Genomic DNA, 19,923 nt, shown 5'->3' on the forward strand with positions numbered 1-19,923 from the left:
GAAAGCGCCATGAACTTCTCTGCCTGGGCGATCCGCAATCCCGTCGCGCCGATCCTCGCCTTTGTCATGCTGATGGCTCTGGGCTGGCAAAGCTTCACCAGCCTGCCGGTCACGCGCTTTCCGAATATCGACGTGCCCCTGGTCTCGGTCTCGGTCACCCAGGCCGGCGCCGCGCCCTCCGAACTGGAAACCCAGGTCAGCAAAGAGATCGAAGACGCCGTGGCCGGGCTGAACGGGGTGAAGAATGTCACCTCGAATATCTCGGACGGGCTGTCGACCACGCTGATCGAATTCCGCATGGAGATCCCGACCACCACCGCCGTCCAGGACGTCAAAGACGCGGTCGACCGGATCACCGGCGATCTGCCCGCCGATGTCGAGACCCCCATCATCACCAAGGTCGATGTCGAGGGCCAGGCGATCCAGACCTTCGCGATTTCCTCGCCCGCCATGACCATCGAGGAACTCTCATGGTTCACCGATGACACGCTGACCCGCGCGCTCCAGGGTCGCCCCGGTGTCGGTCAGGTCAGCCGCTATGGCGGGGTCGACCGCGAGATCCGCGTCGACCTAGACCCGCTGCTTCTGGGCAGTTACGGCATCACCGCGCTGGCGGTCAGCCAGCAGCTGGCGCAGACCAATGCCGATCTGGGCTCGGGCAAGACCGAATTTGCCGGCGGCGAACAGGCGATCCGGACATTGGGGAACCAGCAGACGGTGACCGGCCTTGCCGGGGCCACCATCGCGCTGCCGAATGGCCGCTTCGTCCGCCTGTCGGATCTGGGCGACGTGCGCGATGGCTATGCCGATCCGCAAAGCTTTGTGCGCCAGGACGGCAATCCGGTGGTGGCGCTGGCGGTCTACCGCTCGAAAGGCGCCTCAGAGGTCTCGGTCGCGGCGACGGTGGGCGAAGCCCTGGAGCGCGTCCGCGCGGACTACCCCGAGGTGCAGATCTCCCTGATCGACGATCAGGTCTATTACACGCAGGGCAATTACCAGGCCGCGCTGGATACGCTGATCGAGGGCTCCATCCTCGCGGTGCTGGTGGTGCTGGCTTTCCTGCGGAACTGGCGCGCGACCTTTATCGCGGCCGTCGCGCTGCCTTTGTCGGCGGTGCCGACCTTCCTCGTGATGGATCTGATCGGCTTTTCGCTGAACCTGCTGTCGTTCCTTGCGCTGACGCTGGCGACCGGCATCCTGGTCGATGACGCCATCGTCGAAATCGAGAATATCGCGCGGCATATGCGCATGGGGAAATCGCCCTGGCGCGCTTCGATCGACGCGGCGGATGAAATTGGCCTCGCGGTAATCTCGACCTCGGCCACCATCATCGCGGTCTTTGTGCCGGTCTCGTTCATGCCAGGCATTCCCGGCCAGTATTTCATGCAATTCGGGCTGACCGTGGCGGTGGCGGTGTTCTTTTCGCTGCTGGTCGCAAGGCTGATCACGCCGATGATGTCGGCCTATATCATGCGCGCCAAAGATGCCGGGGGCCATTCCGACGACCATCGGGACGGGCCGGTGATGCGCGGCTACATGGCGCTGGTGCGGCTGAGCACCGGACCCACATGGATGGGCCGCTACCGCTTTCTTGCCCGCTACCTGACTTTTGTTTTCGCCGTGGTGCTGGTGACCGGATCGGTGATCGCCATGACGCAGATCCCCGGCAACCTCTTCCCGCCCGATGATGAAAGCCGCTTCACCATCTCGGTCGAACTGCCGCCGGGATCGGGGCTGGCCGAAACCGACCGCGTCACCGAAGAGATGCGCCAGACCATTGCCGGCATCCCTGGCATCAACCATATCCTCGTCACCGGCGGCGCCTCGCCGCTGGGTGATCGCGAACTCCGCCGCGCCACCATCACCGTGCTGCTTGAGCGCCGCGATGTCAGCCTCACCCGCCGGCTTTCCGAAGTGGCGGGATCGCTGCCGCTGATCGGCGCCTCGCTGACGCCGCCCCCTTCCGAGACCCGCACAAGGCCGCAGGACGAGATCGAGGCCGAGGTCTTCGCCCGTCTGGCCTCGGTCCCGGATGTGCGCGCCTTCAAGCTCGGCGGCCCCGGCGGGCCGGGCGGGCGGCCGCTGGCCTATGACATCCTCTCGCAGGACGAGACTGCGCTGAACGCCGCCATCGCGATGCTCGAAGGCGCGCTGTCGGGCGAGCCGCTGCTCAGCAATGTCTCCACCGAAAGCGCCCTGCCACGCCCGGAAATCCGCGTCACACCGCGCCTTGACGAGGCCGCGCGCCTGGGCGTCACCACCGGCGCCATCGCGGCGACGCTGCGCACCGCCACCATCGGCGATTTCGATGCGGCCCTCGCGAAGCTCTCCATCGACAACCGGCTGATCCCGATCCGGGTGCGGCTCAACGATGCCGCGCGGGGCGATCCCGACCGGCTGGCCGCGCTGAAGGTCCAGACCGCCAGCGGCGCGCTGGTGCCGCTGGCCTCGGTCGCCGATATCGCCATCTCGCAGGGCCCGGCGCAGATCAAGCGGCTGAACCGGTTGCGCGTGGCCCAGATCGGCGCCGATCTGCCGCCCGGCGTCGCGCTTGGCGATGCCACAGCCCGGTTCGAGGCGGTCACCTCGGCGCTTGACCTGCCCGAAGGCGTCATCCTGCGCCCCTCGGGCGATGCCGAGATCCAGGCAGAATTGCTCGACAGTTTCGCAAATGCGATGATCATGGGGCTGATGCTGGTGCTCTCGGTGCTGATCCTGCTGTTCCGCTCGGTGATCCAGCCGATCACCATCCTCGCCTCACTGCTGCTTTCCGTCGGCGGCGTCGCCATCGCACTGATCGTCACCAATAACCCGGTCTCGATGCCGGTGCTGATCGGCATCCTGATGCTGATGGGGATTGTCACGAAAAACGCGATCCTGCTGATCGACTTCGCCATCGAGATGCGGGCACGCGGCATGGAGCGGATCGCCGCCGTGGTCGAGGCCGGCCATAAACGCGCCCGCCCCATCGTGATGACCTCTATCGCGATGTCGGCGGGGATGCTGCCATCGGCGCTTGGCGTGGGCGAAGGCGGCACCTTCCGCTCCCCCATGGCCATTGCGGTGACCGGCGGCATCATCGTCTCGACGGTGCTGAGCCTCGTGATCGTGCCGGCCTTCTACCTGATCATGGATGATATCGCGCGGCTCTTCGCCTGGATCTTCGGCCGCCTGATCGGTCAGCCCGAACGCGAGCCCGAAGCCCCCGCCCCCGAGGAACTCGCCGCCCGCATTGAAACCCTGACAACAAGGCTCGACAAGCTTACCCCGCCCCTGCGCCGCAACCACGCCGCCGAGTAACCCTTCCTCTTGATTAAAATACTCCGGGGGGAGGCCGAAGGCCGTGGGGGGCAGCGCCCCCCGCTCCGCAGCTGGTATCACACCTTACGGCAATACAGCTCCAGCCGGTGATGGATGATCTCATAGCCCATCTCCGCCGCGATCCGGCGCTGCAATTCCTCGATCTTCTCGCTGTGGAACTCGATGATCTCACCACTGTCGAGATCGAGGATATGGTCGTGATGCCCCGGCGCCGCCACCTCAAACCGGGCCGAGCCATTCTCGAAGGAATGGCGGTGGATCACGCCTTCGCGCTCCAGCACCGTCAGCGTGCGGTAAACCGTCGCCAGCGACACCGTATCGTCGATCAGCTGCGCCCGGCGATGCAATTCGGTTGCATCGGGGTGATCGGCGGATTCGGTCAGCACCCTGACCAGCGCCTCACGCTGCCGGGTCACCCGCACGCCGCCATCGCGAAGCGCCTGGGTCATTCTCGCTGCCTGACTGGCCGCCTGATCGGAATGTTTTGCTTTCATGTCCGATCTTTAGCATGACGGTTCTCAAATGGAAACCGCCAGTTGAGAATCCATCCACAGCTTTATGGCCACAGCTTTCTGGACAAAGCATTCTGGCAGGCATCACTGATGCCTGAGCGCCTCGATCGGATCCATCCGTGCCGCGCGCAAAGCCGGGAACCAGCCGAACACCACGCCGACAAAGGCCGAGAAGACAAGAGCCAGCAGAATCACCAGCGGGTCCGGAACGAACGGGATTGCCATGAAAATCCCGGCAATGAAGGCAAGGCCCAGCCCCAGGCCGATCCCGATCACCCCTCCCATCAGCGACAGGACCACCGCCTCGACCAGAAACTGCGTCAGCACCTGGCCCGAACTGGCGCCAATCGCCAGCCTGATGCCGCTCTCCCGCGTGCGTTCCGTCACCGAGACCAGCATGATATTCATAATGCCGATGCCACCGACCAGCAGGCTCACCGCCGCGACCGAGGACAGCATCCCCGACAGCACTGCAGTGATCGAGCTGAGCATCTCGGCAATTTCGCGCATATCGGTCACGTTGAAATCCTCGGCGGCGCCAAGTGCGATGCGGCGGCGGTCGCGCATCATGCCGCCAACCGCATCAATGCCTTCGGCCGTGGTGACCCCTTCGGCCAGCGCGATCTGGATCGAACCGATCCCGTCATTACCGTTCAGCCGCCTTTGCACCAGCCGTGCCGGCATCAGCACCAGATCGTCCTGATCCATGCCGAAGGCGCCGGCGCCTTTGGCCTCCAATATACCGATCACCTGGCAGAAGATCTGCTTGACCCGCAGCAGCTCCCCAACCGGGTCCGCCGCCCCGAACAGACGCTGCCGCACCCCCTCGCCCAGGATACAGAACGCAGCCCCTCCCCGCGCCTCGGCGGCGGTCATGTTGCGCCCGAGCGCCAGTTTCCAGCCCGAGACCCAGTTCTCGTTCGAGCCGGTCACCTGGGTCTGGTGGTTGCTGCTGCCGTAGACCACCCGCGCCTGGGCAGTGGTGACCGGCGCCACCAGCCGCGCCTCGGGCAGATCCTCCAGCGCATCGGAATCGCGCAAGCTGAAGGGGCGGTTCATCCCCGGCTGCGGCGGGCCAAAGCCGCGCACGCCCGGGCGCAGCACCAGCAGATCCGAGCCCAGCGACGAGACCGATTGCGCCACCTGCTGCTGCGATCCCTGCCCCACGGTGACCATCGCAATCACCGCGCCGACGCCAATCACCACGCCAAGCATGGTCAGGAAGGATCTCAGCTTGTTTCGCAGGATCGAGCGCAGCGCCAGCCGGATTGCCTCGAAAATCATGGCGCCCCCCTGATGAGGCTCTCAACGCCGCGCGCGGCACCACCGCCTCGTCGCGGATGATGCGGCCATCGGTGAAGACGATCAGCCGTCTGGTCCAGGCGGCGATATCGGGTTCATGGGTGACCATGACGATCGTGATGCCGTCATCGCGGTTCAGCCTTTGCAACAGCGCAAGGATCTCATGGCTGCGCTGACTGTCGAGATTGCCGGTCGGCTCATCGGCAAGGATCACCGAAGGATTTCCGGCCAGCGCGCGGGCAATCGCCACCCGCTGCTGCTGGCCGCCCGAGAGTTGCGAGGGCTCGTGATGCTCGCGCCCCGCCAGCCCGACCCTGGCCAGCGCGTCCCGCGCTGCCTGCGCCCGCGCCGCCGCAGGCAGCCCCTTATAGATCAGCGGCAGCTCGACATTTTCCTGCGCCGTGCTGCGCGACAGCAGGTTGAAACCCTGGAATACAAAGCCAAGGTAATGCCGCCGCAGCAGCGCCATCGCATCCGCGGTCATACCCCCGATATCGGTGCCGCGAAAGAGATAGGCCCCCGATGTCGGCCGGTCGAGCCCGCCGATCACATTCATCGCGGTGGATTTCCCCGAGCCCGAAGGCCCCATGATCGCGATGAACTCGCCCTCTTCGATCACCAGATCGACCTGGTCGAGGGCGCGAACCTCGGCCTCGCCCTCACCGTATAGCCCTGAGACAGCGCGCAATTCGACCAGCGGCGGCGCCATCAGCGGGCGTCCCGTTGCGACAGGATCACCTGATCATCCACGCGCAATTCTTCCGAGGTCACGACAATGCTGGTGCCATCCGTGGCGCCCGGCGTCGCCCGGACCCGAAGCGGCACTTTATCCCGCAGCACCCAGACGCCAGACCCATCCCCTACCCCCGGGCGCGAGGCGCCGGGTGGTGGCGGCATCAATATCCCCATCAGCCCGCCGCCCGAACGATCCGCGCTGATCTGAGCCGGCGGCGCATAGCGCAAAGCCGCCATCGGCACCATGAGCTGGTTTTCCACCCGCGAAACCACGATCGTCGCCGTCGCCGTCATCCCCGGCCGCAGCAGCAGATCCTCGTTTTCCACCGCCAGCACTGCCGTATAGGTAACGACATCGCTCTCGCTTTCGTCAGGGGCGAAACGCAGGCTGGTGATCACCGCACCGAACCGGCGCCCGGGCTAGGCATCGACGGTGAAGGTCGCCTCCTGCCCCGGCTGCACCCGGCCGATATCGGCCTCGTCGACGGAAACCCGCAGCTCCATCCGCCGCAGATCCTCGGCCAGCGTGAACAGCACCGGCGCATTCAGCGAGGCGGCGACGATCTGGCCTTTCTCGGCGGCGCGGTCCAGCACGATGCCGTCAATCGGAGAGCGGATCACCGCCTTGTCGAGATCGGCGCGGGCCGAGGCGAGATTGGCCTCTGCCAGCGTCACATCGGCATTGGCGATCCCCACCGCCGCCACCGCACGGTCATGGGCGGCACGGGCCGCGATGATAACCGAACGGGTGTTCAGACCACGCCGGTCCAGCGCCTCGGCACTGTCCAGCGCATCCGCCGTCTCGGTCACCGTGGCTCTGGCGGAATCAAGCCGCGCGCGGGAGGCGGTCAGCTGCGCCCCGGAATTCAGCACCTGGGCTTTCAGCTTGGTATCATCCAGCCGCGCCAGCACCTCTCCGGCGGCGATGGTCTGATTGTATTCGGCATCGACCGTGGCGAGGGTGCCGGAAAGCTCTGACGAGATCTCGACCCTGGTGGTCGGCTGCACGGTGCCGGTGGCGATCACCGTCACCGCAAGATTGCCGCGCGTGACCGGCGCGGTGACTTAAGAGACCGGCGCCGGCGGACGCGCGGCCAGCCACCAGGCCAGCGCCGCCAGAACCAGCAATGATCCCGAAAATCAGCCAGCGCCTGCCACGGCGTTTTTTTCCATCCGGGCCAGTGTCGCCACATCGGGCGGATTGGAATTCGTCACCTCGGGCCGCCTCATGCTGCATTGCAGCAAGCCGCAGGGATTGTCCCGCGATGGCCTGCTGGCTGTGTCGCAGCATCATGGCGGCGGCGGCGGGAAAGCGAAATCAGATTGTCGTCACCCAAGCGAAAAGCAGGCCCCGGACGCGCCCTGGATGGGGAAAGCCCGGCCCCGGGGGACCCCTCTGGCTGAGGCCATGGCCGCGTCAGACGGTGGCGAGCCGCGCCTGATGGCCTTCCAGCACCCAGGCGAAAACCTGATCGGCGTTGCGCGGCAGTTCCTCGGCATGGCCGGCGGCATAGTTCAGGAAGCCTTCGAGGAAGTGGTCCGCCATGCCGCACAGCACCGGTTTGCCGTCGCCAAGCGCGTCAGCGACGGAATCGGCGAGACCATGACCGTCAGCCTCCTGCTTGCCGAATTTGTTGACCATCAGCACATCGGCTGCGCTGAGCCGCTGCGCCACGATCACCGCCGCATCCTCCAGCGCCGCCGTGTCAAGCCGGCAGCCGGCCGCTGCCTCACCGCGATCAAGACTGATGCGGATCTGCGGCCCCTCGGGCAAAAGCCAGAGATCCATATCGCTTTTGCTCCGCCCCGGCTGCCGTGTGTTGATCTGCAGCGTGCCGGCCATGTTCAGACCATGGGCGATCAGGCGGCGGGACACCTCCTGCAGCAAAAGGTCGGTTTCCCCCTCGGGGCCCGCAGAAATATAGCCAAGCTTCATGGCACCCTCTCAGGTCACTGCGTTATGTTCCGATATTTATATCGGATAGCCGCCCCGGGTAAAGCCTCAGCGCCGCGCCAGCGCGTCCTCCAGCACCGACAGGACCAGAGCGGGCGGCACGTCATCGGCCACGAAAGCCTCGCCAATGCCGCGCGCAAGGATGAAGCGCAGCCTGCCATCGACCACCTTCTTGTCCTGGCCCATCAGCGCCAGCAAGGCAGCCGCATCCGGCAGATCGCCGGGGATATCTGCGAGATCGGTCTTCATACCCATCGCATTCAGATGCGCGCGGACCCGGCTGGGCGCCTCCTGGGCGCAAAGGCCCATGCGCTGCGACAGTTCAAACGCCAGCGCGCAGCCGATGGCGACGCCCTCGCCATGCAACAGGCGGTCGGAATAGCCGGTCGCGCTTTCCAGCGCGTGGCAGAAGGTGTGGCCCAGGTTCAAAAGCGCGCGCTCGCCCTCTTCGGTCTCGTCGCGCTCGACAATGCCGGCCTTCATCTCGACCGAGCGCGTCACCGCTTTCAGCCGCGCCGCGCGGTCGCCACGCGCCATTGCCGGGCCTTCGGCTTCCAGCCATTCAAAGAACAAGGGGTCGCCGAGCAGGCCGTATTTCACCACCTCGCCATAGCCAGCAAGGAAATCACGGGGCTTCAGCGTTTCCAGCACGCCAATATCGGCCAGCACCAGCGAGGGCTGGTGAAAGGCACCGACAAGGTTCTTGCCCTGGGCGGTGTTGATGCCGGTCTTGCCGCCGACCGAACTGTCGACCTGGGCCAGCAGCGAGGTCGGGATTTGCACAAATCGAACGCCGCGACGCAGCACAGCCGCAGCGAAGCCAACCAGGTCTCCGATCACGCCGCCGCCGAAAGCGACCACGACATCCTTGCGCTCGACCTTCTGTTCCAGCAGCCATTCGACGGTCTGCGTCAGGTAGGGCCAGGACTTGGTGCCCTCGCCCGCAGGCAGCGCCAGATAGGAAATCTCAATGCCCACAGCGGCCAGCCCGGCGCGGAGCCGCTCCAGATGCAGCGCGCCGACAGTCTGGTCGGTCACCACGGCCAGCTTCTTTCTGCGCAGCATGGGAAGGATTGCTGCACCCGCATTTTCGATCAGACCAGAGCCGATCCTGACCTCATAAGCGCGCTCACCCAGATTGACCGGCACAATATTCGACATTTTCATCTCCTGATCCCGCCAGATCTCTTCCGGCACTCAGCCCCGTTCCGGCACTCAGATTTCTTCCAGCACATCGGGCCGCGTCATCAGCGCCCCCACCACCCGCGTGGCCATCTGCTCGACCGTCAGCCCCGAGGCCGATTCCACCGCCAGATCGGCCAGCCGGTACGAGGGCTCGCGCGCGGCGCAAAGATCCATAAGCGTCTGGCGCGGATTGGCGGTGCGCAGCAAAGGCCGCGTCGTCTTGTGGCGCACCCGCTGCCACAACAGTTCGGGTTCGGCCTGCAGCCAGACCGAAATGCCATGCGCGCCGATCTGGCCGCGATTGCGTTCGGCCAGAAAGGCCCCGCCGCCGGTCGAGAGAACCGCCGGACGCCCGCGCAAAAGCCGGCCGATCACCTCATATTCGCGGTCACGGAAAAACGGCTCGCCATCGCGCTCGAAGATCTCGGCGATGCTGCGATCGGCGGCTTTGACGATTTCCTCATCCGAATCGACAAAGGGCACTTTCAGCAGTTTTGCCAGCGCCGTTCCGACGGCGGTTTTCCCCGCCCCCATCATACCGACCATGGCGACGGTCTTTTTCAGTCGATACATTGCCTTCACCATCGCGTGAACGCGGCAGAGATCACGGAAAGCCGCCGCGCTTTTCGCTCTCCAATGGCGTGATCTTGATCGGAAAGCCATATATATTCACCCGGCGGGCAGGCGATCGGGCGCGAAAACGACCGGATCGGCGGCAAATCACAGCCCGCGAGGCAGTGCTTGAGTCAAAGCGAATACAAAGGGACTGGTATATGGGGCGGATCATAAAGGCGTTGCTGGTTCTGGCGATTCTCGGCTTTGCGGCGCTGACCGCCTATGCCTATCTCGTGGATCTGACACCGCCTGCCGGAGAGGTGACAAAACCCGTGGTGCTGGATGCGAACTGATTTCCCTGCCGGTTTCCCCTCTGGCCTTGCGGTGGGACGGCCCCCGGCCTGCGCGCCCCGGCCCGGCCATAATGGTGCCTTTCGTTGCCTGATCGCCTCTGGTTTTCTGGGGTTTGTCGCGCTGACCGCCTCTGCCGGGGCAGCGCTGGCGGCGGGCGATGACCCGCTTTCCGCGATTGACTGGCTGTCGCAATCGGTCAGCACACCCGGCACGGCCAGGTCCACCGGCACGGCAAAGCCGGTGGAGCCGCCGGTCGCCAGTGATGGCGCACTGCCGGTGATGGTGTCTTCGACCTCGCTTGACATCCCCTCGCCCGATTCCGTCGGGCTGATTTCGCCGTCCGTTTCGGGGCTGCCGCGCAATCTCTGGGGCGCCGGCCTCACGGATGAGATCGCCCGCGCGGTGATCCGCGACCGGATGGAGAGCCTGCCGGCGCTGCGCCAGCTTTTCCTGACCATGCTGCTGGCCGAGGCCGATGCGCCGATTGATGCCGGCAATAAGGGGCATCTGCTTCAGGCAAGGATCGACAAGCTCTTGCTGATCGGCGGGCTGGAACAGGCGGCGGCGCTGATCGACATTGCCGGAGACAATACGCCCGCGCTTTTCCGCCGCGCCTTTGACATCGCGATCCTGACCGGGCGCGAGGACAAGGCCTGTGAGCGGATGCAGAAGGCCCCCGGCCTCGCGCCCACCCTCCCCGCCCGCGTCTTCTGTCTGGCGCGGAGCGGCGACTGGGATGCGGCCGCGCTGACCCTGACCAGCGCCGATGCGCTTGGAGATGTCGACAAGGGGCAGACCGCGCTCCTGTCGCGCTTTCTCGACCCCGACCTGTTCGAGGCCGATACGGTGCCGCCGCCACCCAGTCCGGTGACACCGCTGGACTGGAAACTCTATGAGGCGATTGGCGAGACCATCCCCACCGGCCGTCTGCCCATCGCCTTCGCCTATGCCGAGACAGGGCCGCAATCGGGCTGGAAGGCGCAGATCGAGGCCGCCGAGCGGCTGACCCGCGCCGGCACCATCGCGCCCAATGTGCTGCTTGGTCTTTATACCGAGCGGGATCCGGCCGCTTCGGGCGGGGTCTGGGACCGGGTCGATGCCTTCCAGATATTTGATGCCGCGATGCAATCGGGGGACCCGGCGCGAATCGCCGCCGCGCTGCCGCCGGTCTGGTCGCGGATGCAGGAGGCCGAGCTTGAGGTCCCCTTCGCCTCTCTTTACGGTCCCGCGCTTGCGGGGTTCGACCTGCCCCCCGATGCGGCGCGGATCGCCTTTCGCATCGGCCTTCTGTCGCCGCAATTCGAAACCATCGCCCGCGCGCATAAGCCGCTGGACGAGACCGAGACCTTCCTTGCCGGGCTGGCGCTTGGCGATATCACCGATCTGCGCGCGCCTGACACGATGGGCCGCGCCATTGCGCCGGCCTTCCTTGCGCCCGAATTGTCCGATGAGGCGCGGATGCTGCTGGAAGGGATGCGGCTGGGCGAGGCGATCCTGCTCGCGATTGAGGATATCCAGCGCGGCGTTGACGGCAATGTCACCGGCGTGACGCGGGGCCTGTCGCTTTTGCGCAAGGTAAAGCTGGAAAATGTCGCACGCCGCACCGCGCTGGAACTGATGATCCTTGAGCGGCGGGGCTGAGCCATGGCCGCCGGCAACCGGGGCGCGCAGAACCCGGCCTTTCGCTGGATCTCGACCTTTCTCGACGCCATTGCCGCCGAGGCGGGTGCCGCGCGGAATACCCGCCTCGCCTATGGCCGCGATCTGAAGGATTTCGCCGAATGGATCGCGGTACAGGGCCATGACATTGCCAGCCTCGACCGCAGCACCATCGGGGACTATCTGATCCATTGCGATGCCCAGGGGCTTTCCGCCGCCACCAGGGCGCGGCGGCTGTCGTCGATTCGCCAGCTCTACCGCTTTGCCTTCGAGGAGGGCTGGCGCGAGGACAATCCGGGGCTGCGCATCTCTGGTCCCGGCAAGGCGAAATCGCTGCCGAAGACGCTTTCGACCGACGAGATCAGCCGCCTGCTTGATGCCGCAACGCAGCATGGCCGCAGCCAGGACGACCGGCTGCGCAACACCGCCCTGATGGAGCTGCTTTACGCCACCGGCATGCGGGTGAGCGAACTGGTCACCCTGCCCCAGGCCTCTCTGCGCGGCAATCCGGCGATGATCCTTGTGCGCGGCAAGGGCGATAAAGAGCGGATGGTGCCGCTCTCGCCGCCTGCCCGCGCGGCGGTGGCGGCCTGGCTGACAGCGCTGGACGCAAAGGCCGACCTGTTGAAAACCTCGGGTCGGCCGGTGCCGAAATACCTCTTTCCCGGCAGCGGCGCCGATGGTCATATGACCAGGCAGAGCTTTTTCGCCCTGATCAAGACGCTGGCGGTCAATGCGGGGATCTCGCCGGCAAAGGTGACGCCGCATGTGCTGCGCCATGCTTTCGCGACCCATCTTCTGGCCGGCGGCGCCGATCTCAGGGTGATCCAGACGCTGCTGGGTCATGCGGATCTGGGCACGACCGAAATCTATACCCATGTGCTGGAAGATGAGCTGAAAGAGCTGGTGCTGAACCATCACCCGCTGGCAAAATCCCGCGATGATGCGTCCTGACCGGGCAAATTCCGTCCCGCCTGGTCCCGCCCCCCCCGGAACCGGGCCCCTGCCGCCACAGCACCGGCCCTGCACCAATGGCGAATTTGATCCTGATCAATTCTTCGTTGCGGCGCCTCACGGTGACCGCTAAACACGGATCAGCAAGGGAATGAGGCCCCAGCGACTGGCAACAGCCGGGCGTGGGTCCGAAGTGCAATAGCGGGAGACGCCTATGGCGGATGCAGCCATCCACGGGCATGACCATGACAATCGCGGATTTTTCGTCCGCTGGTTCATGTCCACCAACCACAAAGATATCGGTATTCTCTATCTGTTCACGGCGGCAATCGTCGGGCTGATCTCGGTCATCTTCACCGTCTATATGCGGATGGAGCTGATGGAGCCGGGCGTGCAGTATATGTGCATGGAGGGCATGCGTCTCACGGCCGCCGCCGCCGGGGAATGTACCCCGAACGGCCATCTGTGGAACGTGACCGTCACCGCGCATGGCATCCTGATGATGTTCTTCGTGGTGATCCCGGCGCTGTTCGGCGGTTTCGGCAACTATTTCATGCCGCTGCAGATCGGCGCGCCGGATATGGCCTTCCCGCGGATGAACAACCTCTCCTACTGGCTTTATGTGGCCGGGACCGCGCTGGCGGTGGCGTCCCTGTTCGCGCCGGGCGGTGACGGGCAGCCGGGTTCGGGCGTGGGCTGGGTGCTTTACCCGCCGCTTTCCAATCTGGAAGCCGGGTTCTCGATGGATCTGGCGATCTTTGCGGTCCACCTTTCGGGGGCCTCGTCGATTGTCGGCTCGATCAATATCATCACCACCTTCCTGAACATGCGCGCGCCCGGCATGACCATGCATAAAGTGCCGCTGTTCGCCTGGTCGGTTTTTGTCACCGCCTGGCTGATCCTGCTGGCGCTGCCGGTTCTGGCCGGTGCGATCACCATGCTGCTGACCGACCGCAATTTCGGCACCTCGTTCTTCCGCCCCGAGGGCGGCGGCGACCCGATCCTCTACCAGCATATCCTGTGGTTCTTCGGTCACCCCGAGGTCTATATCATCGTGCTGCCGGCCTTCGGGATCATCAGTCAGGTGGTGGCGACCTTTTCGAAAAAGCCGGTCTTTGGCTATCTGCCGATGGTATATGCGATGGTCGGGATCGGTGTTCTGGGCTTTGTCGTCTGGGCGCACCACATGTACACCGTCGGCATGTCGCTGTCGCAGCAGCAATATTTTATGATGGCGACCATGATCATCGCGGTGCCCACAGGCATCAAGGTGTTCAGCTGGATCGCGACCATGTGGGGCGGCTCGGTCGAGTTCAAGACGCCGATGCTCTTCGCCTTCGGCTTCCTCTTCCTCTTCACCGTTGGCGGCGTGACCGGCGTGGTGCTGAGCCAGGCGCCGCTGGATCGTGGCTACCACGACACCTATTACGTCGTCGCCCACTTCCACTATGTGATGAGCCTCGGCGCCGTGTTCGGGATCTTTGCCGGGGTCTATTTCTGGATCGGCAAGATGTCGGGCCGTCAATATCCGGAATGGGCGGGCCAGCTGCACTTCTGGGCGATGTTCATCGGGGCGAACCTGACCTTCTTCCCGCAGCACTTCCTGGGTCGTCAGGGCATGCCGCGCCGCTATATCGACTACCCGGTGCAGTTCGAATACTGGAACTACATCTCGTCGATCGGCGCCTTCATCTCCTTCGCCTCGTTCCTCTTCTTCATCGGCATCGTGTTCTACACCCTGTTCGCCGGTCGCCGCGTGACCGAGAACAACTACTGGAACGAATATGCCGATACGCTGGAATGGACCCTGCCCTGCCCGCCGCCGGAGCATACCTTCGAGCAGCTCCCGAAGCGCGAGGACTGGGATCGTTCGCACAGCCACTGAGAGCGTGGCCGGAAAGACAGAAAACGCCGGGGCATTCCCCGGCGTTTTTCATTTGCGGGCTTGCGGATGGCGCATGTGTTTTCGATTGCGCCGCGCGCAGGATCTGCGAGACACGACCCGGGAAAACCTGCAGAAAGGTTTGTAAAGAGTGGAAGATATTCTCATTTCCGTCGCCGCGATCCTGACCCTGATTTCGGGTTTCGCTATTGGCAAGCGCTATGGGCTCTGGCGGGGTGTTGCGGCCGGTCTGGTGGTTTTCGCCATCATGGTGCTGCTGATCGTCGGGCTCGGCTACGGCTATTGACCCCGGCGCAGATCGCCTGACAGCGCGCCATGGCATTTGCCGGCTCCGTGGTCTTTACCTCGACCGGCGCGGCGGTCTATCACCGGATGCAGCGAGTGCAGCGGAGCCGCCATGCCCTATCACTGGTCTAGCGACAGCGACGGCAGCCGCCGCCTGAGCCTCACGCCCCATTCGGCCCTGAGCCGCACCGGCTTTGCCTGGTTCATCGGCGCGACCGCCGCGCTGATCATCCTGCCGCTGCTGTCGGTGATCGCGACGCCGGTATTCTGGGGGCTCCTGCCCTTCATCCTGATCGCAATCACCGGGATGTGGTTCGCGCTGAAACGCTCCTGGACGGACCGCAGCATCACCGAAGAGCTGGTCCTGACCCGCGACAGCGCTGTCCTGATCCGCAAAGGCCCGCGCCGCAGGCTGCATCGCTGGGAGGCCAATCCCTATTGGGTCTCGGTGCATCTGCACCCGACCGGCGGGCCGGTGCCCGATTACCTGACCCTGAAAGGCGATGGGCGCGAGGTTGAACTGGGCGCCTTTCTCACCCCCGAAGAGCGCCTCATGCTGCGCTCAGAGCTGCAAACCGCGCTTGCCGGGGTAAAGACGGCGGCCCCTGGCTGAGCCGATGCACCAAAGGCGATTGCCGGTCAGAAATGCTGCCACCGCGCGCAAGTAGCGGCGGTTCATTTCGGCCAGGACGAAGACCGTGATCCCCCAGCCGAGGCCGATGGCCGAGGATCGGCAGCCTCACCATATCGGCATCCCGGCGGAAGCAATCGGCGCTGCCGTAAAGCGACCCGCCCCTCCTGATGACGATCGCGCGAAACAGGATCCCTCCGGACGAGATCTGCTTTTCGACACGGATCACCCCGGGGAGGCCAGGGATCCGGAAAACGCTGACCTCACGGCCCGAACCCATCGGACCCTTCCCTCGCTCTCCATCCCGGTGCCGTCAGAACGCCGTCAGCGCAGCAGAGGGTGCTACCCGGTGCAGGTGTCGCCCTCGCTGATCCGGTTGCCGGTCACGATACCCTGCCCGGACAGCCCAAAGCGATATCAGCGCCATTGATCCCGGCACATCAGCAGACAGAAAGCGGTCAGCGCAGCGCAGACCGGCCCCGGCATTTCGCTGATATCAGGGCAAATCACCCCGGGCCTGTCACCAGGCCCCCTGACATCACTTAGCCCACCGGCTGAGCGGCCGGTTTACAGGAGAAGCTCTGCATGATTTTGGGGCACTGAAATGGCCGCGCCCAGGCCGGGTCAGGTCAGGCTGTTCAGGCTCAGGCCAGCTTTTCGCGGATCTTCGCACCGATCACCGCGAAATCCAGCTGGCCGGTATAATTCGCCTTCAGCTCGGCCATCACCCGGCCCATATCGCGGATCGAATTCGCACCAAGCGCCGCAATCGTCTGGTCGATCACCGCCGCGGCCTCATCATCCGACATCTGGCGTGGCAGGAATTCCGAGATCACCCGCACCTCGGCAAGTTCCTTCTCGGCCAGCTCCAGCCGGCCGCCCTCTTCATAGATGCGGGCAGATTCCTGGCGCTGCTTCACCAGCTTGCCCAAAAGCGCCAGCAGCTCGGTTTCTCCCACGCCTTCCTCGCCCCGGCCTTCGCCCCGCGCCGCGATATCGCGGTCCTTGATCGCGGCACTGATCAGCCGCAGCGTCGAGGTCCGCGCAGAATCGCGCGCCTTCATCGCCTCTTTCATCGCGTCATTCAGGCGCTCACGCAGGCTCAAAACCGGGCTCATCGTCGGGCTCCCCTTATGGTCCCCTGGTCACAGACGCCCAATCTGCCATGGCCGCACGATTCCGGCAAGTCAGGACCGCAGGAGCAAGCCACTGATTACAAACAATAATATCAATATTCTCAAAGCCTTGACCCTGCAAGGACAGAGGCATAGGTTGCGCCCGTTTAAGCCGCCAATACAGAATCCCCTCACGCTCCGGAGCCAACCATGCCGCATGCAGCACCCCGTCCCACTGCCTGTCTCGTGCTGGCGGATGGCACGCTTTTCTACGGCCACGGCTTTGGCGCAACGGGCGAGACCGTGGCGGAACTGGTCTTCAACACCGCGATGACCGGCTATCAGGAAATCATCACCGATCCCTCTTATGCCGGCCAGGTGGTGACCTTCACCTTCCCCCATATCGGCAATACCGGAATCACCCCCGAGGATGACGAAACGGTGGTGCCGGCGGCGGCCGGTATGGTGGTGAAATGGGACCCGACCGAGCCCTCGAACTGGCGCGCAACCGGCGATCTGCAAAGCTGGCTCGCGAAGATCGGCCGGATCGGGATCGGCGGCATCGACACCCGCCGCCTGACCCGCGCGATCCGCCAGCAGGGCGCGCCGCATGTGGCGCTGGCCCATGACCCCGAGGGCAGGTTTGACATCGAGGCGCTGGTCGCCAAAGCCCGCGCCTGGAAAGGTCTCGTGGGTCTCGATCTCGCGAAAGACGTGACCTGCCCGCAAAGCTACAGCTGGGACGAGAAACGCTGGGCCTGGCCCGAAGGCTATACCAAACGCACAGCCCCCGGCCCGAAGGTCGTGGCCGTCGATTACGGTGCCAAGCGCAATATCCTGCGCTGCCTGGCCTCGACCGGCTGCGAGGTCGTGGTGCTGCCGGCTCAGGCCACTGCCGAAGAGGTGCTGGCGCATAAGCCGGACGGCGTGTTCCTCTCGAATGGCCCCGGTGATCCGGCGGCGACGGGCGAATATGCGGTGCCGATGATCAAAGGCGTGCTGGAGGCCGATCTGCCGGTTTTCGGCATCTGCCTTGGCCATCAGATGCTGGCGCTGGCGCTTGGCGCCCAGACCCGCAAGATGAATCACGGCCATCACGGCGCCAACCATCCGGTCAAGGATCTGACCACCGGCAAGGTCGAGATCACCTCGATGAATCACGGCTTTACGGTTGACGCCGACACCCTGCCCGAGGGGGTGGTCGAGACCCATGTGTCCCTGTTCGACGGCACCAATTGCGGTATCGCGGTCAAGGACAGGCCGGTATTTTCGGTACAGTATCACCCCGAAGCCAGCCCCGGCCCGCAAGACAGCTATTATCTGTTCGAGCGTTTCGCCGCCGAGATGAATGCCCGCCGCAACGCCTGAAAGGCGCGCGTGAATGACGGCCAGAAAGCAGGACCTGACGGGCCTGCCTGAAAACGGTGTGGCAAAGCTGTCGGGCTCTGCCTGAGCTGACCATTTGCCTTAACCGACTGTTAACTGATCTTCGCGCAACCTGGCCCGGAAGAGATCCGGAATGCGGTTGGTGATGACGGTTCGGCATTTGATAAGCATTGGCGGTCCCCGGATGGGTGGCTCCCGGATCCATGATCCAGGGGCCGCACAGGCGCAGGAGAGTGCCGGCCCGGATCGTTTCGCCCTCTCGCTTCTGCGCCATGGGCTGATCCGGCCTGAGCAGCCCGGATCAGCAGCCGCGCGGCAGCCGGCGCCCGGAGGCAGCGGTTTCCTCCCCCATGGCACCCTGGCCGAGGATGACCTTCTCGCCGCTGCGGGGGATCATTTCGGCGCACCCTTTGTCGATCCTGTCTCCCCCCCGCCCGAGGCCGCAGCCATCGACCGGCTCGGCACCGGTTTCTGTCAGCGTCACGGCATTCTGCCCCTGCGCCGCGCCGGGGCGGTGACTGTCGTTGCGACCTCGCGCCCCGAGACTTTCGCAACGCTGCGCCCGGTGATCGAGGCGCAGATCGGCCCGGTGCTGATGGCTCTGGCCCCCGCCGCCAGGATCGCCCAGGCGCTGGCGCTGGTGCGCGGGCCGCAGATCGCCCATGCTGCCGAAACCCGGGTGGCAACGGATCTCTCCTGCCGCACCTGGGGCGGGATCGGGCTGAAACTGACGGTGGCGGCGATCTTTGCCGCGCTGATGGGACTGGTTGCGAATTTCCCGGTCACCATCGGGCTGGTTCTTCTGGTCATGGTGCTGGGCGCCATGGTGCTTTCGACGCTGATGAAACTGGTCTGCGGCATCGCCACCCTGCGCCGCCCGGCCCCACCGCAGCCCGATCCGGTGGCGGGTCCGCTGCCCCGGGTTTCGGTGCTGGTGGCGCTCTACCGCGAAAGCGACATCGCGCCGCGCCTCGTGCGGCGGCTGTCGCGGCTGGATTACCCGCGCGACCTGCTGGAAGTGGTGCTGGCGGTCGAGGAAGAGGATCACCTGACCCGCAATGCGCTGGAAGGTGCCGGGCTGCCGGCCTGGATGCGCATCGTCGTGGTGCCGCCGGGACGGGTCAAAACCAAGCCGCGCGCGCTGAATGTGGCGCTGGATCACTGCCATGGCGCCATTATCGGCGTCTATGATGCCGAGGACGCGCCGGATCCCGATCAGATCCGCCGCGTGGTCACGCATTTCCGGCAAAGCGATTCCGGCCTCGCCTGTGTCCAGGGCGTGCTGGATTATTACAACCCCGCGACCAACTGGATCGCGCGCATGTTCACCATCGAATATGCCGCCTGGTTCCGCCTGATCCTGCCCGGGGTGGCGCGGCTCGGGCTGATGGTGCCCCTTGGGGGAACGACGCTTTTTTTCCGCCGCGACGTGCTGGACGATATCGGCGCATGGGATTCGCATAATGTGACCGAGGATGCCGATCTCGGCATCCGCCTCGCGCGCGCGGGCTACCGGACCGAGCTATTGTCGACCGTCACCCGTGAAGAGGCGAATTGCCGCCCCGTGCCCTGGGTCAAACAACGCTCGCGCTGGATCAAAGGGCATATGATGACCTGGATCGTCCATATGCGGCAGCCCCTGCGCCTCTGGCGCGAGGTCGGGACGCGGGCCTTTCTTGGCTTTCAGGTGATGTTTCTGGGTGCGGCGGTCCAGACCCTGCTGGCGCCTCTTTTATGGAGTTTCTGGATCATCGCCTTCGGATTCTCGCATCCGCTGGCCGAGGCTTTGCCGGAAGGGGTGGCCTGGGCCATGCTGGCGGCCTTCCTGCTTTCGGCGGTGGTGGATTTCACCCTTGGCTGGCTGGCGCTGAAACAGGCCGGGCACCGGATTTCGAAATTCTGGGTCTTCACCCTGCATCTCTACCAGCCGCTCGCCACCTTTGCCGGGGCCAAGGCGCTGTGGGAACTGATCACCCGCCCCTTCTATTGGGACAAGACCAGCCATGGCATCTTTGACAATATCGAAGCCGCAGGCACCGGCCGGAAAAAGCCGGCAAAAGGCTGAGCCCCGC

Annotated in this window: 17 protein-coding genes and 1 pseudogene; 9 read left to right on the plus strand and 9 right to left on the minus strand. The window is 64.9% G+C overall.

All coding sequences use genetic code 11. From position 1 onward, the window contains the following. Window positions 1-9: 9 nt before the first annotated feature. On the plus strand, window positions 10-3,300 hold the full coding sequence (locus DRF71_RS06895) for an efflux RND transporter permease subunit (RefSeq protein ID WP_112309700.1): 3,291 nt from the start codon (window positions 10-12) through the stop codon (window positions 3,298-3,300). 77 nt (window positions 3,301-3,377) lie between these two features. Here the strand turns inward: DRF71_RS06895 and DRF71_RS06900 are convergent, their stop codons facing one another. The 8 genes and pseudogenes from DRF71_RS06900 to DRF71_RS06930 form a co-directional block, all read right to left on the minus strand. Next, the gene (locus tag DRF71_RS06900) at window positions 3,378-3,770 is read right to left on the minus strand and encodes a Fur family transcriptional regulator (RefSeq protein ID WP_112310051.1); all 393 of its coding nucleotides are present in this window, start codon (window positions 3,768-3,770) and stop codon (window positions 3,378-3,380) included. A gap of 147 nt (window positions 3,771-3,917) precedes the next feature. Then, the gene (locus DRF71_RS06905; RefSeq protein WP_112309701.1) at window positions 3,918-5,117 is read right to left on the minus strand and encodes an ABC transporter permease; all 1,200 of its coding nucleotides are present in this window, start codon (window positions 5,115-5,117) and stop codon (window positions 3,918-3,920) included. A gap of 268 nt (window positions 5,118-5,385) precedes the next feature. Next, a pseudogene (locus tag DRF71_RS29225) lies at window positions 5,386-5,844 on the minus strand (ABC transporter ATP-binding protein); the annotation flags it as partial. Next, window positions 5,844-6,269, minus strand: coding sequence for an efflux RND transporter periplasmic adaptor subunit (locus DRF71_RS28475; RefSeq protein ID WP_232831335.1), 426 nt, complete (start codon window positions 6,267-6,269; stop codon window positions 5,844-5,846). The pseudogene DRF71_RS29225 and the gene DRF71_RS28475, both read right to left, overlap by 1 nt. Before the next feature lie 21 nt (window positions 6,270-6,290). Then, window positions 6,291-6,902, minus strand: a complete 612-nt coding sequence (locus tag DRF71_RS28480) for an efflux RND transporter periplasmic adaptor subunit (RefSeq protein WP_232831337.1) — start codon at window positions 6,900-6,902, stop codon at window positions 6,291-6,293. A gap of 385 nt (window positions 6,903-7,287) precedes the next feature. Then, a complete protein-coding gene (locus tag DRF71_RS06920) occupies window positions 7,288-7,806 on the minus strand; it encodes a DUF2478 domain-containing protein (protein WP_112309702.1) in 519 nt (172 codons plus the stop codon). A 66-nt stretch (window positions 7,807-7,872) separates the two neighbouring features. Then, a complete protein-coding gene (gene aroB / locus DRF71_RS06925) occupies window positions 7,873-8,985 on the minus strand; it encodes a 3-dehydroquinate synthase (RefSeq protein ID WP_112310052.1) in 1,113 nt (370 codons plus the stop codon). 54 nt (window positions 8,986-9,039) lie between these two features. After that, complete coding sequence (locus DRF71_RS06930) at window positions 9,040-9,582, minus strand: shikimate kinase (protein WP_112310053.1); 543 nt, start codon at window positions 9,580-9,582, stop codon at window positions 9,040-9,042. A gap of 200 nt (window positions 9,583-9,782) precedes the next feature. Between DRF71_RS06930 and DRF71_RS29000 the strand changes: the two genes are divergently transcribed. The 6 genes from DRF71_RS29000 to DRF71_RS06950 all read left to right on the plus strand — a co-directional run bounded on the left by DRF71_RS29000 (window position 9,783) and on the right by DRF71_RS06950 (window position 15,332). Beyond that, window positions 9,783-9,917 (plus strand): hypothetical protein, encoded by a 135-nt coding sequence (locus DRF71_RS29000; RefSeq protein ID WP_269814339.1) that lies wholly within the window; start codon window positions 9,783-9,785, stop codon window positions 9,915-9,917. Continuing rightward, a complete protein-coding gene (locus tag DRF71_RS06935; protein ID WP_232831339.1) occupies window positions 9,907-11,559 on the plus strand; it encodes a hypothetical protein in 1,653 nt (550 codons plus the stop codon). The genes DRF71_RS29000 and DRF71_RS06935 overlap by 11 nt, the downstream gene beginning before the upstream one ends. Before the next feature lie 3 nt (window positions 11,560-11,562). Continuing rightward, a complete protein-coding gene (locus tag DRF71_RS06940) occupies window positions 11,563-12,531 on the plus strand; it encodes a site-specific tyrosine recombinase XerD (protein WP_112309703.1) in 969 nt (322 codons plus the stop codon). A 214-nt stretch (window positions 12,532-12,745) separates the two neighbouring features. After that, a complete protein-coding gene (gene ctaD, locus DRF71_RS06945; RefSeq protein ID WP_112309704.1) occupies window positions 12,746-14,416 on the plus strand; it encodes a cytochrome c oxidase subunit I in 1,671 nt (556 codons plus the stop codon). Window positions 14,417-14,564: 148 nt separating this feature from the next. Next, the gene (locus DRF71_RS27305) at window positions 14,565-14,720 is read left to right on the plus strand and encodes a hypothetical protein (protein ID WP_157970962.1); all 156 of its coding nucleotides are present in this window, start codon (window positions 14,565-14,567) and stop codon (window positions 14,718-14,720) included. A 111-nt stretch (window positions 14,721-14,831) separates the two neighbouring features. Next, entirely contained in the window at window positions 14,832-15,332 is a 501-nt protein-coding gene (locus DRF71_RS06950) for a DUF2244 domain-containing protein (protein WP_112309705.1), read from the plus strand. A 662-nt stretch (window positions 15,333-15,994) separates the two neighbouring features. On the opposite strand, the gene DRF71_RS06955 is transcribed toward DRF71_RS06950, so the two are convergent. After that, window positions 15,995-16,456 (minus strand): GatB/YqeY domain-containing protein, encoded by a 462-nt coding sequence (locus tag DRF71_RS06955; protein WP_112310055.1) that lies wholly within the window; start codon window positions 16,454-16,456, stop codon window positions 15,995-15,997. A gap of 219 nt (window positions 16,457-16,675) precedes the next feature. On the opposite strand from DRF71_RS06955, the gene carA reads away from it, so the two are divergent. Next, window positions 16,676-17,833: a glutamine-hydrolyzing carbamoyl-phosphate synthase small subunit gene (gene carA, locus DRF71_RS06960; protein ID WP_112309706.1), complete on the plus strand. Its 1,158-nt coding sequence runs from the start codon at window positions 16,676-16,678 to the stop codon at window positions 17,831-17,833. A 202-nt stretch (window positions 17,834-18,035) separates the two neighbouring features. Beyond that, entirely contained in the window at window positions 18,036-19,916 is a 1,881-nt protein-coding gene (locus DRF71_RS06965; RefSeq protein ID WP_112309707.1) for a glycosyltransferase, read from the plus strand. Window positions 19,917-19,923: the final 7 nt, after the last annotated feature.

The sequence above is a fragment of the Pseudogemmobacter bohemicus genome (genome assembly GCF_003290025.1).
Taxonomy (GTDB): domain Bacteria; phylum Pseudomonadota; class Alphaproteobacteria; order Rhodobacterales; family Rhodobacteraceae; genus Pseudogemmobacter; species Pseudogemmobacter bohemicus.

Bases quoted from the DNA above. Each gene is read 5' to 3' on its own strand.
- DRF71_RS06895 (WP_112309700.1), top strand. From the start codon at position 10: ATGAACTTCTCTGCCTGGGCGATCCGCAATCCCGTCGCGCCGATCCTC.
- DRF71_RS06900 (WP_112310051.1), bottom strand. From the start codon at position 3,770: ATGACCCAGGCGCTTCGCGATGGCGGCGTGCGGGTGACCCGGCAGCGT.
- DRF71_RS06905 (WP_112309701.1), bottom strand. From the start codon at position 5,117: ATGATTTTCGAGGCAATCCGGCTGGCGCTGCGCTCGATCCTGCGAAAC.
- DRF71_RS06920 (WP_112309702.1), bottom strand. From the start codon at position 7,806: ATGAAGCTTGGCTATATTTCTGCGGGCCCCGAGGGGGAAACCGACCTT.
- aroB (WP_112310052.1), bottom strand. From the start codon at position 8,985: ATGTCGAATATTGTGCCGGTCAATCTGGGTGAGCGCGCTTATGAGGTC.
- DRF71_RS06930 (WP_112310053.1), bottom strand. From the start codon at position 9,582: ATGTATCGACTGAAAAAGACCGTCGCCATGGTCGGTATGATGGGGGCG.
- DRF71_RS29000 (WP_269814339.1), top strand. From the start codon at position 9,783: ATGGGGCGGATCATAAAGGCGTTGCTGGTTCTGGCGATTCTCGGCTTT.
- DRF71_RS06935 (WP_232831339.1), top strand. From the start codon at position 9,907: ATGCGAACTGATTTCCCTGCCGGTTTCCCCTCTGGCCTTGCGGTGGGA.
- DRF71_RS06940 (WP_112309703.1), top strand. From the start codon at position 11,563: ATGGCCGCCGGCAACCGGGGCGCGCAGAACCCGGCCTTTCGCTGGATC.
- ctaD (WP_112309704.1), top strand. From the start codon at position 12,746: ATGGCGGATGCAGCCATCCACGGGCATGACCATGACAATCGCGGATTT.
- DRF71_RS06950 (WP_112309705.1), top strand. From the start codon at position 14,832: ATGCCCTATCACTGGTCTAGCGACAGCGACGGCAGCCGCCGCCTGAGC.
- carA (WP_112309706.1), top strand. From the start codon at position 16,676: ATGCCGCATGCAGCACCCCGTCCCACTGCCTGTCTCGTGCTGGCGGAT.
- DRF71_RS06965 (WP_112309707.1), top strand. From the start codon at position 18,036: ATGGGTGGCTCCCGGATCCATGATCCAGGGGCCGCACAGGCGCAGGAG.